4 protein-coding genes are annotated in these 14751 nt (G+C 47.3%); all 4 read right to left on the bottom strand.

The window, feature by feature from the left end:
• A partial coding sequence (locus tag KBW69_RS22565; RefSeq protein WP_257282380.1) for a hypothetical protein occupies nucleotides 1–933 on the bottom strand: 933 nt, incomplete at its 3' end.
• 334 nt (nucleotides 934–1267) lie between these two features.
• Complete coding sequence (locus tag KBW69_RS22560; protein WP_257282379.1) at nucleotides 1268–5773, bottom strand: hypothetical protein; 4506 nt, start codon at nucleotides 5771–5773, stop codon at nucleotides 1268–1270.
• Nucleotides 5774–6362: 589 nt separating this feature from the next.
• The gene (locus tag KBW69_RS22555) at nucleotides 6363–10424 is read right to left on the bottom strand and encodes a hypothetical protein (protein WP_257282378.1); all 4062 of its coding nucleotides are present in this window, start codon (nucleotides 10422–10424) and stop codon (nucleotides 6363–6365) included.
• Nucleotides 10425–10740: 316 nt separating this feature from the next.
• The coding region (locus KBW69_RS22550; protein WP_257282377.1) for a hypothetical protein at nucleotides 10741–14751 on the bottom strand (4011 nt) is incomplete at its 5' end.

Raw genomic sequence — 14751 nt, 5'->3', positions numbered from 1 at the left:
TTCAGTATTATTTCTCTTTCTACCCGGGCCCTTCTTTTTTTTCTGGGCCGGTTCTGATGAATCCGGCTTTGTTTCTTTCCGGATTCGTTTTGCTCTTTTTTTACTCTGATTGTCCGAAAGGCACTTGTTGCATAAAATCACGGAGGCAGTTGCCTCATTGGTTATTCGCCTTAATTCCTGTGTATTCAGTGCCTTGTTGCACTTGAAACAAGTGACAGTAGAACTTCCGGTATCCTGTTCAGCTGAAGGTTCCAGCGGGTCTTTATCTTCACGACTGCTGCCGTTTGTCGAATCGGCTCCCTGTTTACGGGCAGCAGATCCGCTCATCTGGCCGGTCTGACTCGTTGTTGCGGTCGATGATGCTTTGGTCGTTCGGGAGGATGGATTCTTTTTCCTGGTAGCCGACTGTCGGCCAGAATATTTGCCAGCAGCGATCTCACGGTAAACACTGAGTTCCTGACCATTCTCTGCCAGCCATGTCTGAATCAGTCCCGGATGCATCGTTGCCGGATCTGACGTTTCCAGATCAAGAAGATCTGCTTCAATCACCATGATCCGGTCTGACAATATCCGGGCCAGCGTGGTTTGGCTCGTAACAGTAGCCCATAGTCGTTTGATTAGTAGCATCCGAATCAGTTGCCTTTTTTGTTGCAGGCATTTTTGAACAGGGGCAAGAACAAGGGAGAGGTTAGGCTCGGGCTCCGGATCAGGATTCCAGTTGTTTTCGTCAGGTGGTTTATCGCCATCATCTCCCCCGGCAGCGCTCGTGGTGAACAGCGCAGTGGAAGGGTGCTCTGAGGCTTCGGGAGACATAACCATCAGGTCAATGCGGCGTGTTTGCTTCATTGGCCAAACGGGCAGGGGAGGCAATTGGAGAGACGCGGGAGGACTGTTATTTGGCAGCAGCTGAAGCAAATGGAGGGCGAGTTGCATAAACCCAACCTGAAGGGGGCCGGGCAGTTCAGGTCCAGCCAACCTGTCGTCATACAAGAAATGCGCTGGTAGCGGGCTTAAGCCGACTAATTCCACTGCAGGCAGGGACTCCCGGAACATTATTGTCACTAACAGAAGCAGCGATCGGACTATCGGGCAGATAGTGTTGTTTTTTTGTGGGCGTCCCATAGACTCAGGCGCATTGATTGACGTTTGCACGAGACTGTATAGCATCGCACTGGCTTGTGCGCCATGAACGGAGTTGGTGAACAGCGTGTTTTTTAAAGGATTGGGTTTGTCTGACAGAAATCTTAATCAGACGACAAAGGTCTTTTTAGAAAATACTCCCACACCCGTCAAGTAACTCTAATTCCTGACAGCTCTGATAAACATCAGAATCAATCTCTAATAATAAAGGGTCTAGCCTTTTTAACCGCTTTATTTCGCTGAATGCCCGTTGTATCCATCCTTCCAGTATGTGGTCAGAGATATTGATTTTGGCTTTTTTAAGGACGGTCACTATATGCATAAGCTCCATTTCATCCCAATACTCGTCCAGTAATGTCAGTATTTCGGTGCTAAAAACTTCTGCCTGGTTGAGCTTTGACCATAAACTGCCAAACGGCTGTTTTTCTCGTTTGTCACCTGGCGGGTTAACGCTTTGTGGTTCCGGCTCACTGACCGGCTCAGAGGCTTCAGTTTCCCTGGATTGAACGTTTTCCAGATATTGGGACAGTGATTCTTTTACCTCATCGGGGCATTCTGTGCCTGATGTTTCCATTCTTTCTTTCAGTTTGCCAAGCAAGGATTCAGGCAGTCTCTCTTTATGATGGTCAAGGGACCTCCAGGCGACGGGTTTGATGGCCACTCCTCTTTTGATCAGAGTAGCCAGAACATGAACAGGTAAAGGATTAAAGGGGGCTGCTTCAACCGCACCTTTAGCCTTCAGAGTTTTGTTTTCGGCTAGTCTGGCTTCGTGTCTTTGGATGTATACCGGGTCACCCGGGTTTAAACGTTTTTGCCAATCCTCTGCTGTCAAATAATAGTGTTCAGGCATATCAGTGATTTTCAAAAAAATTCTTAACTGCTCCTCTGACCAGTTGCTGATTTCTATTTTTTCATCCTTTATTTGTAGCTGTGGCACGGGATAGCGATAGATCTGAACACCGTCAGCCATCGCCTCAATCTCAAGCCAGTGCCCTTTGACAGTAAAAGACATCTCGTTGAGGTTCTGCATCAGCAAAGCGATATAACTCAGGGCCAGCTGTTCTCCTGATGGAATGAGTTCAGAGACAGGTATTTCAACGTTGTTGTTATCAGTTGTGCGCATCCCGGACAGAAAGTGTTCGGGGATATCGTTATCCCGGGGAAGAAGGCTATGGGTTTTGAGTAGCGCTTCAAACAGTATCTGGATGCCTTCTTTGCTGATGTCATGGGTTTTTAGTTGGAGGCAGGCTTCAAGCAGCTGTTTTAAATATTGGGAGGAGTGCTCTTCGCTGAGTTTTTGCAGGGCACTCAACGAGGGAAAGAGCTCGAATACAGCCCGGGCATGGCTGGCATCCAGAAAACGCAGCTGATCATCCTTTGTTAAGGGTTGCAGGATTTCCAGGTAGAGCCTTTGCATATAGTCGAGTTTCAGCAGCTCCGACAATGGTTGCAACCGGGCTGAGTATTGCTCCCATAATCCTCTGTTCGGCAATGACTTCAGCCGTTTGACAAAATAAACAAAACGCTCCCTGTCTTTATCGGAAGCACACAGAAACATGGCTCTATTTAACACATGCAATGGCACGGCTTTCATTGAATGACGCCACAAAAAATGCCGATCCAGTTGATTAGCCTGAAGGTAGCGCTCGACGCTTTTCCCTCCGGAAGAAGATAAAAGCCCTATCAATGATTCCAGCATCGGAACTGTTTTAGACTTTTTATGGAATTGGCAGAATTGTTTTAAAACCGTCCAGTTTAATGACCAGTCTGGCTTAAGGGTGGAAAGATATAGAGCGACCGTTTTTATCTGGCGATTGTATTTGTTATCCCCTTCATCCTCTGAATCACTATTGTATTCGTCATCTCCTTTATTACCCGGGTTGCTATGCTCTCCGGTAAATTCTGTAAACAGCGATTCTTTCAGTTGCCTTTCCTGATGTTGCAGTACTTCAACCGCAGGAAGCCCTGCTGATTTCCAGAGCCTGGTCATAATTTGCAGTAGCCAATGATTGGAGGCCCCGTAGTCACCTATCCAGCCCAGCACTTTTTTCACAGGCTCATGTTTGGGCAAGCCATGGCGATGATTCATAGACGAAAAAGTACGGAACAACTTCATATTGAGCTTGCCATTCTTGTGCTTCCATTCCGGCCAGTTCAGCACCTCTTTCACTTCCTCATGTTTGGGTATGCCTTTGTTATTATTCATGGACGAGAAAGCGCGGAACAGCTCCATATTGAATTCACCATCCTTGTTTTGCCATTCCGGCCAGCCCAGCACCTCTTGCACTTCCTCATATTTGAGTATGCCTTTGCTACTATTCATGGACGCGAAGGCCCGGAACAGCGGCATATTGAACTCGTCATCCTTGTCTTTCCATTCTGGCCAGTCCAGCACCTCTTTCACTTCCTCATGTTTTAGTATGCCCTGACCATGATTCATGGACGAGAAGGAACGGAACCACTCCATACTGAACTCATCATTCTTGTCTTTCCATTCCGGCCAGCCCAGCACCTCTCTCACTTCCTCACGTTTGAGCATGCCTTGGGCATTATTCATGGACGAGAAGGAACGGAACAGCTCCATATTGAACTCATCATCCTTGTCTCTCCATTCCGGCCAGCCCAGCACATTTTTTACTTCCTCATGCCTGAGCACACCCTGGCTATTATTCATGGACGAGAAGGCGCGAAAAAGCTCTATGGTGAATTTACCATTCTTGTCTTTCCATTCCGGCCAGCCCAGCACTTCTCTCATTTCCTGATGTTTGAGCATGCCTTTGCTATGATTCATGGACGAGAAGGCGCGAAACAGCGCCAGACTGAACTCGCCGTCCTTGTCTTTCCATTCCGGCCAGCCCAGCACCTCTTTCACTTTTTTATGTTTGAGCATGCCTTTGCCACCATTCATGGACGAGAAGGCTCGGAACAGTGGCATATTGAACTCGCCATTCTTGTCTTTCCATTCTGGCCAATCCAGCACCTCTTTCACTTCCTCATGTTTGAGCATGCCTTGGCAATGATTCATGGACGAGAAGGAACGGAACCGCTCCATACTGAACTCGCCATTCTTGTCTTTCCATTCAGGCCAGCCAAGCACGTCTACCACTGTCTCATGGTTGAGTAAGCCTCTACCATGATTCATGGACGAGAAGGCGCGAAAAAGCTCGCTATTGAACTCGTTATTTTGGTCTTTCCATTCCGGCCAACCCAGCACACCTATCACTTCTTCATGTTTAAGCATGCCTTTGCCGTTATTCATGGACGAGAAAGCGCGGAACAGTTCCATACTGAACTCGCCGTTCTTGTCTTTCCATTCCGGCCAGTCCAGCATCTCTTTCACTTCCTCACGTTTGGGCATGCCTCTGCCATGATTCATGGATGAGAAGGCGCGGAACAGCTCCGTACTGAACTTGCCACGTTTGTCGCGCCACTCAGGCCAGCCAAGCATCTCTTTCACGTCCTCATGTTCAGGTACGCCATGACCATTATTTGTGGACGAGAAAGAGCGGAACAGTTCCATATTGAACTCGCCATCCTTGTTTTTCCATTCTGGCCAGCCCAGTATGGCGTTCACTTCCATATGTGTGGGCACACCTTTGCTTTTGTTCATGGATGATAGGGAAGTCAGTGCATCCAGACTCGCTAAATATTCGAGTTCACTCTGGCTACGTTCTGCAAAACTTCGGATATATCTTTTTGTATTATTTAGCATGCCGGTCAGCATGCCTGTATTTTTGAAGTTATCAGAAAGGTGCCCAAAAAAAGCGGCGGCATTATCGAAGAAACCATTAAAAGACCTTCTCTCTACGAAACCAAGAAGTTTATAAAAAGTCGGCTTTACAGTGATGTTTTTTTTCTTGAATACCTCCATCAGGGTTTGCACTTTTTCCAGCTCTTCCTGATTGAGTTCGTACTTTATATTTGCTTTTACTTTTTCCAATGGGTCATCGGTAATCTGAGTGTCTGCCGGTTTCTTTTTTTTGGCCGGTGGTGCATTAGCAGCTGCTGTTAAATTATTTCTCTTTCTACCCGAGCCCTTCTTTTTTTTCTGAACAGGTTCTGATAAATCCGGCTCTGTTTCTTCCCGGATTCGTTTTGCTCTTTTTTCACCGTGAGTGCCCGACAGGCAATTGTTGCATAACAACGCTGAAGCTGATTCCTCATTGGCTACACGTCTTAATTCCTGTCGATTCAGTGCCTTGTCACATTTTGAACAAGTTACCATCGGATTTCTGGCATCCTGCCCAGCTGAGGGTTTCAGTGGGTCATCATCTCCACTACCACTGCCGCCTGTCGAACCAGTTTTCTGGTTACGGGCAGCAGATCCACTCATCTGGCCGGTCTGGCTCGTTCTTGCGGTCGTTGTTGATTTGGTTGTTCGGGAAGGTTGATTGTTTTCCCCGGTACCCGCCTGTCGGCCAGAATATTTGCCAGCAGCGATCTCACGGTAAACACTGAGTTCCTGGCCATTCTCTGCCAGCCATGCCTGAATCAGCCCCGGTTGAATCGTAGCAGGGTCTGACGTTTCCAGATCAAGAAGATCTGCTTCAATCACCATGATCCGGTCTGACAATATCCGGGGCAGAGTGGTTTGACCCGTCACAGTAGCCCATAGTCGTTTGATTCGTAACATTCGAAGCAGTTGCCTTTTTTGTTGCAGGCATTTTTGAATGGGGGCAAGAACAAGGGAGAGTTCGGGCTCGGGCTCTGGGGCTTCAGGGGATATAGCCAACAGATTAATGTGGTGGGTTGGCTTCATTGGCCAGAAGGGCAGGAGCAACAACTCGTTCTCTCGGCTGCGACTTTCAGGGCCTAAGAGCATGGGAACCAGAGTGTTGTGATGCCCTCGAAGAGGATCGGGCGGTTCAGGTTCAGCTAATTTACCGGCATACAAGAAATGGGCTGGCAGCGGGCTTGAGCCGACGAGTCCCGCTGCAGGTAGCGACTCCCCGAACATTATCGTCACTAGCAGAAGCAGCGATCGGACTACTGAGTAGAAAATTTTGTTTTGTTCTAAGCGTCTCATAGATTCAGACCTAGAAAATCAGCGTCTGTGAATCCATTCGCTATTGGGCTAAATTCGTACGTCATCTGACATAAGGCTCAACCCCATTTATTGATGTTTGCGTCTGACTGTATAGCACCGAACTGGCGAGCTTGCCATGGAGGGAATTGGCGAAAAGCTTGTTTTCAGAAGCCATCATCAGACGATACAGGTCTTTTTAGAAAATACTCCCACACCCATCAAGTAACTCTAATTCCTGACAGCTCTGATAAACATCTTCAGCAATGTCCAATAATAAAGGGTCTCGCCTTTTGAGCCGTTCTATTTTACTGCATGCCCGTTGCCTCCATCCTTCGAGTATGCGGTTATCGATATCGATTTTGGCTTTTTTAAGGACGGTCACTGTGTGCATAAGCTCCATTTCATCGCCATAATCGTCCAGTAAGTTCAGTATTTCGGTGCTAAAAACTTCTGTCTGGTCGAGCTTTAACCATAAACTGCCAAACGCCTTTTTTTCTTGTTTGTCGTCTGGCGGGTTAACGTTTTGTGGTTCCGGCTCACTGACCGGCTCAGAGGCTTCAGCTTCCCTGGATTGAACGTTTTCCAGGTACCGGAACAGCGATTCTTTAACCTCATCGGGACATTCTGTGCCTGATGTTTCCATTCTTTCTTTCAGTTTGCCAAGCAAGGATTCAGGCAGTCTCTCTTTGTGATGGTCAAGGGACTTCCAGGCGACGGGTTTGATGGCCATTCCCCTTTTGATCAGGGTAGCCAGAACATGGACAGGTAAAGGATTAAATGGGGCTACTTCAACAGCATCTTTAGCCTTCAGCGCTTTGTTTGCGTCCAGTCTGGCTTCGCGTCTTTGGATGTATACCGGGTCATCCGGGTTTAAGTGCTTTTGCCATTGATCTGCTGTCAAATAATAGTGTTCAGACACCTCTGTGATTTTCAAAAAAATTCTGAACTGCTCCTCTGACCAGTTGCTGATTGCTATTGTTTCATCCTGTATTTTCAGCTGTGGCATAGGATAGCGATAGATGTGAACACCGTCACCCGGCACCTCAACCTCAAGCCAGTGTCTTTTAACGGTAAAGGACATCTCGTTGAGATTTCGCATCAGCACAGCGATATAACTCAGGGCCAGCTGTTCTCCTGATGGGATAAGTCCGGAGACAGGTATCTCAACGGTGTTGTTGCCGGTTGTTCGCATGCCGGACAGAAAGTGCTCGGGGATATCTTGATCCAGGGGCAGAAGGCTATGGGTGTTTAGTAGCGCCTCAAAGATTATCTGGATGCCTTCTTTGGTAATGTCATGGTTTTTTAGTTGAAGGCAGGCTTCAAGTAGCCGTTTTAACCATTGGGAGGAATGCTCTTTGCTGAGTTTATGCAGAGCGCCCAAGGAGGGAAGCAGGTCGAATACAGCCTGAGCATGGCTGGCGTCCAGAAAACGCAACTGGTCATCTTTTGTTAAGGGTTGCAGGAGTTCCCAGTAGAGTCTTTTCATATAGTCGTATTTCAGCACTCCCGATAATTGCTGCAACCGGGCTGAATGCTGTTCCCATTGGCTCTTATCCGGCAATGATTTCAGCCGCTTGGCAAAATAGACAAAACGCCCTCTGGATTCATTGGCAGAAAACAGAGCTATTGCCTTACTTAACACGTTCAAAGGCACGGCTTTAACCGAATGACACAACAAAAAATCCCGGTCCTGTTGATCAAACTTAAGGTAGCGCTCGACGCCTTTTCCTCCATAAGAAGACAGAAGTCTTATCAATGATTCCAGCATCAGAACGGTTTTAGTCTTTGCATGGAATTGATGAAACTGTTTTAAAACCGCCCAGTTGAGTGACCAGTCTGGCCTGGAGGTGGAAAGATAAAGAGCAACTGTTTTTATCTGGCGATTGAATTTGTCATCCTCTTGATCCTCTGAATCGCTATCGTATTCGTGGACCTCGTCACTCTCTGAATCACTGTTGTCTTTAGCAAATTCATTTAATAGCCACTGTTTCAGTTGTGTTTCCTGATGTTGCAGCGCTTCAATGGCAGGTAGCCCTTCTGATTTCCAGAGCCTGTTCATCATTTGCAGGAGCAGGTGATTGGGTGCACCTCCACAGCTTATCCAACCTATCACTTTTTTCACTGGCTCATGCTTGGGCATGCCTTGGCGATTATTCATGGATGAAAAAGATCGGAACAACTTTATACTGAACTCACCATCCTTGTCTCTCCATTCTGGCCAGTTCAGCACCTCTTTCACTTTTTTATGTTTGAGTGTGCCTTTGCTACTATTCATGGACGAGAAGGCTCGGAACAGTAGCATATTGAACTCTCCATTCTTGTCTCTCCATTCTGGCCAGTTCAGCACCTCTTTCACTTCCTCATGTTTGAGTATGCTCTGGCCATGATTCATGGACGAGAAGGCTCGGAACAGTAGCATACTGAACACGCCATCCTTGTCTTTCCATTCCGGCCAGCCCAGTATCTCTTTCACTTCATCATATTCGGGCACGCCTTTGCCATTATTCATGGATGAGAAGGAGCGGAACAACTCCATATTGAATTCGCCATCCCTATCTTTCCATTCTGGCCAGCTTAGCACCTCTTTCACTTTTTCATGTCTGAGCATGCCTTTGCTGCTATTCATGGACGAGAAAGCGCGGAACAATTCCATACTGAACTCGCCGTTCTTGTCTTTCCATTCCGGCCAACACAACACTGCTTTCACTTTCCCATGTTTCAGCATTCCTCTACCATGATTCATGGACGAGAAGGCGCGTAACAACTCCATACTGAACTTGCCATGCCTGTCTTTCCATTCCGGCCAGCCCAGCAACTTTTTGACTTCCTCATGTTTGAGTAAACCCTGGCCATTATTCATGGACGAGAAAGAGCGGAACAGTTCCATATTGAACTCGCCATCCTTGTTTTTCCATTCTGGCCAGCCCAGTATGGCGTTCACTTCCTTATGTGTGGGCACACCCTTGTTACTATTCATGGATGAGAAAGAAGTCAATAAATCCAAACTCGCTAAATATTCGAGTTCACTCTGGCTACGTTCGGCAAAACTACGGATATGTTTTTTTGTATTATTTAGCATGCCGGTCAGTATGCCTGTGTTTTTAAAGTTTTCAGAAAGGTGCCCAAAAAAAGCGGCGGCACTGTCGAAGAAGCTGTTAAACGACTTTCTCTTTATGAAACCAAGCAGCTTATAAAAAGTCGGCTTTACAGTGATGTTTTTTTTCTTGAATACCTCCATCAGGGTTTGCGCTTTTTCCAGCTCTTCCTGATTGAGTTCGTACTTGATATTTGCTTTTACTTTTTCCAATGGGTCATCGGTAATCTGAGTGTCTGCCGGTTTCTTTTTTTTGGCCGGTGGTGCATTAGCAGCTGCTGTTAAATTATTTCTCTTTCTACCCGGGCCCTTCTTTTTTTTCAGAACAGGTTCTGATAAATCCGGCTCTGTTTCTTCCCGGATTCGTTTTGCTCTTTTATTTCTGTTGGTGCCCGACAGGCACTTGCTGCATAAAAATGCTGAAGCTGATTCCTCATTGGCTACACGTCTTAATTCCTGTCGATTCAGTGCCTTGTCACATTTTGAACAAGTTACCATCGGATTTCTGGCATCCTGCCCAGCTGAGGGTTTCAGTGGGTCATCATCTCCACTACCACTGCCGCCTGTCGAACCAGTTCCCTGGTTACGGGCAGCAGATCCACTCATCTGGCCGGTCTGACCAGTTTTTACGGTCGTTGCTGCTTTGGTCGTTCGTGAGGATGGATTGTTTTCCCCGGTACCTGCCTGTCGGCCAGAATAGTTGCCAGCAGCGATCTCACGGTAAACACTGAGTTCCTGGCCATTCTCTGCCAGCCATGCCTGAATCAGCCCCGGTTGAATCGTAGCAGGGTCTGACGTTTCCAGATCAAGAAGATCTGCTTCAATCACCATGATCCGGTCTGACAATATCCGGGCCAGAGTGGTTTGACCCGTCACAGTAGCCCATAGTCGTTTGATTCGTAACATTCGAAGCAGTTGCCTTTTTTGTTGCAGGCATTTTTGAATAGGGGAAAGAACATGGGAAGGGTGAGACTGGAACTCCGGGTCAGGATTACAGTTGTTTCCGTCAGGTGGCTTATTGCCATCATCTCCCCCGGCAGCGCCCATAGGGATCAGCCCAGTGGAAGGGTGCTCTGAGGCTTTGGGAGACATAACCATCAGGTCAATGCGGCGTGTTTGCTTTATTGACCAAAAGGGGTAGGAGAGGCAATTGGAGAGACTCAAGAGGACTGTTATTTGGCAGCAGCTCCAGAAAACTGTGTGCGAGTTGCATAAATCCAACCTGAAGGGGGCCGGGCAGTTCAGGTCCAGCCAACCTGTCGTCATACAAGAAATGCGCTGGTAGCGGGCTTGAGCCGACTAATTCCACTGCAGGCAGCGACTCCGGGAACATTATTGTCACTAACAGAAGCAGCGATCGGACTATCGAGCAGATAGCTTTGTTTTTTTGTGGGCGTCGCATAGACCCAGGCTCATTGATTGACCTTTGCTATTTGCACCAATGTATAGCAGCGCATTGGCCATTGTGCCATGAACGGAGTTAGCGAAGATCAAGCAACTCTAATTCCTGACAACTTTGATAAACATCAGGATCAATCTCTGATAATAATGGGTCTTGCATTTTTAACCGCTTTATTTCGCTGCTTGCCAGTTGCCTCCATCCTTCCAATATGTGGTTAGGGATATCGACTTTGGCTTTTTTAAGGGTGGCCACTATATGCCTAAGCTCCATTTCATCCCTGTACTCGTCCAGTAATGTCATTATTTCGATGCAAAAAACTTCTGACTGATTTAGCTTTAGCCATAAACGTCCAAACGCCTGTTTTTCTCGTTTGTCGTCTGGTGGGTTAACGCTTTGTGAATCCAGCTCACAGGCTTCAGCTGAACTGGATTGGACGTGATCCAGGTATTGGGACAGCGATTCTTTAATCTCATCGGGGCATTCTGTACCTGATGTTTCCATTCTTTCTTTCAGTTTGCCAAGCAAGGATTCAGGCAGTCTCTCTTTGTGATGGTCAAGGGATTTCCAGGCGACGGGCTTGATGGCCATTCCTGTTTTGATCAGGGTAACCAGAACATGAACAGGTAAAGGGTTAAAGGGGGCTGCTTCAACCGTACCTTTAGCCTTCAGCGCTTTGCCTGCGGTTAATCTGGCTTCGTGTCTTTGGATGTATATCGGATTATGCGGGTTTAAGCGCTTTTGCCATTGTTCTGCTGTCAAATAATAGTGTTCAGACACCCCAGTGATTTTCAAAAAAATCCTGAACTGTTCCTCTGACCAGTTGCTGATTTCTATTGTTTCATCCTGTATTTTCAGCCGTGGCATTGGGTAGCGATAGATCTGAACACCGTCACCCATCGCCTCAACCTCAAGCCAATGCCCTTTGACAGTAAAAGACATCTCGTTGAGGTTCTGCATCAGCACAGCGATATAACTCAGGGCCAGCTGTTCTCCTGATGGAATGAGTTCAGAGACAGGTATTTCAACTTTGTTGTTATCAGTTGTGCGCATCCCGGACAGAAAGTGATTGGGGATATCGTTATCCCGGGGAAGCAGGCTATGGGTTTTGAGTAGCGCTTCAAAGAGTATCTGGATGCCTTCTTTGGTGATGTCATGGGTTTTTAGCTGGAGGCAGGCTTCAAGCAGCCGTTTTAACCATTGGGAGGAGTGTTCTTTGCTGAGTTTTTGCAGGGCACTCAACGAGGGAAACAGCTCGAATACAGCCCGGGCATGGCTGGCATCCAGAAAACGCAGCTGATCATCCTTTGTTAAGGGTTGCAGGATTTCCAGGTAGAGCCTTTGCATATAGTCGAGTTTCAGCAGCCCGGACAATCGTTGAATCCGTGTTGAGTACTGCTCCCACTGTCTTTTATCTGGCAATGACTTCAGCCGCTTGAAAAAATAGACAAAACGCTCCCTGTCTTCATCGGAAGCACACAGAAACATGGCTTTATTTAACACGCGCAATGGCACGGCTTTCATTGAATGACGCCACAAAAAATGCCGATCCAGTTGACTAGCCTGAAGGTAGCGCTCGACGCTTTTCCCTCCGGAAGAAGATAAAAGCCCTATCAATGATTCCAGCATCGGAACTGTTTTAGACTTTTTATGGAATTGGCAGAATTGTTTTAAAACCGTCCATTTTAGTGACCAGTCTGGCTTAAGGGTGGAAAGGTAAAGAACGACAGTTTTTATCTGGCGATTGTATTGGTCGTCTTCTTCATCCTCTGAATCGCTATTGTATTTCTCATTTGCTTCATTATCCGGGTTGCTATGTTCTCCGGTAAATTCTGTAAACAGCAATTGTTTCAGTTGTGTTTCCTGATGTTGCAGCACCTCAGTAGCAGGTAGCCCTTTTGGCGTCCAGAGCCTGGTCATGATTTGCAGTAGCCAACGATTGGGTGCCTCCGGGAAACCCGTCCAGCCCAGCACTTTTTTCACTGACGCATGTTTGGGCAAGCCCTGGCCATTATTCATGGACGAAAAAGCGCGGAACAACTTCATATTGAACTCGCCATCCTTGTCCTTCCATTCCGGCCAGCCCAGCACTGCTTTCACTTCCTCATGTTTGGGCATGCCTTTGCTAACATTCATAGACGAGAAGGAGCGGAACAGCTCCATATTGAATTCACCATACTTGTCCTTCCATTCCGGCCAGCCCAGCACTGCTTTCACTTCCTCATGTTTGGGTATGCCTTTGCAATGATTCATAGACGAAAAGGAGCGGAACAGCGCCATGTTGAACTCGCCATCCTTGTCTTTCCATTCCGGCCAGTTCAGCAGCTCTCTCACTTCATCATGTTTTAGCATGCCTCCGCCATTATTCATGGACGAGAAGGCTCGGAACAGCGGCATATTGAACTCGTTATCCTTGTCTTTCCATTCCGGCCAGCCCAGCACCTCTTTCACTTCCTCATGTTTTAGTATGCCCTGGCCATGATTCATGGACGAGAAGGAACGGAAAAACTCCATACTGAACTCATCATCCATGTCTTTCCATTCCGGCCAGCTCAGCACCTCTCTCACTTCCTCACGTTTGAGCATGCCTTGGCCATTATTCATGGACGAGAAGGAACGAAACCGCTCCATATTGAACTCATCATTCTTGTCTCTCCATTCCGGCCACCCCAGCACCTCTTTCACTTGCACATGTTTGAGCATACCTTTGCTGCGGTTCATAGACGAGAGGGAGCGGAACAGCCACATACTGAACTTGCCATTCTTGTCTTTCCATTCCGGCCAGCCCAGCACCTCTTTCACTTTCTCATGTTTGAGCATGCCTTTGCCATTATTCATGGATGAGAAGGTGCGGAACAGCTCCATGCTGAACACGCCATCCTTGTCTTTCCATTCAGGCCAGCTCATCACCTCTTTCACTTGCTCATGTTTGAGCATGCCTTTGCCACTATTCATAGACGAGAAGGAGCGGAACAGCTCCATGCTGAACTGGCCATCCTTGTCTTTCCATTCCGACCAGCCCAGCACCTTTTTCACTTGCTCATGTTTGAGTATGCCTTGGCCATGGTTCATGGACGAGAAGGAACGGAACCGCTCCATACTGAACTCGCCATTCTTGTCTTTCCATTCAGGCCAGTCCAGCATCTCTTTCACTTCCTCGTTTTTGAGCATGCCTCTGGTATTATTCATGGACGAGAAGGCGCGAAACAGCTCCATATTGAACTTGCCATCCTTGTCTTTCCATTCAGACCAGCACAGTACCTCTTTCACTTCCTCGTGTTTGAGCATTCCTTTGCCACTATTCATGGATGAGAAAGCGCGGAACAGCTCTATATTGAACTCGCCATTCGTGTCTTTCCATTCCGGCCAGCTCAGCACCTTTTTCAGTTCGTCATGCTCAAGCATGCCTTTGCTGCTATTCATGGACGAGAAAGCGCGGAACAATTCCATACTGAACCCGCCGTTCTTGTCTTTCCATTCCGGCCAGTCCAGCATCTCTTTCACTTCCTCACGTTTGGGTATGCCTCTGCCATGATTCATGGATGAGAAGGCTCGGAACAGCTCCATACTGAACTTGCCACGTTTGTCGCGCCACTCAGGCCAGCCAAGCATCTCTTTCACGACCTCATGTTCAGGTACGCCATGACCATTATTTATGGACGAGAAAGAGCGGAACAGTTCCATATTGAACTCGCCATCCTTGTTTTTCCATTCTGGCCAGCCCAGTACGGCGTTCACTTCCATATGTGTGGGCACACCTTTGCTTTTGTTCATGGATGATAAGGAAGTCAGTGCATCCAGGCTCGCTAAGTATTCGAGTTCACTCTGGCTACGTTCTGCAAAACTACGGATATATTTTTTTCTATTATTTAGCATGCTGGTCAGCATGCCTGTGTTTTTGAAGTTTTCAGAAAGGTGCCCAAAAAAAGCGGCGGCATTATCGAAGAAGTCATTAAAAGACTTTTTCTCTACGAAACCAAGTAGCTTATAAAAAGTCGGCTTTACAGTGATGTTTTTTTTCTTGCATATCTCTATCAGGGTTTGCGCTTTTTCCAGCTCTTCCTGATTGAGTTCGTACTTTATATTTGCTTT

It is taken from the genome of Endozoicomonas sp. ISHI1 (genome assembly GCF_024606225.1).
Classification (GTDB): Bacteria; Pseudomonadota; Gammaproteobacteria; order Pseudomonadales; family Endozoicomonadaceae; genus Endozoicomonas_A.
Note: the sequence above shows the minus strand (reverse complement) of the source record. Positions and strands in the feature narration are given on the sequence as shown.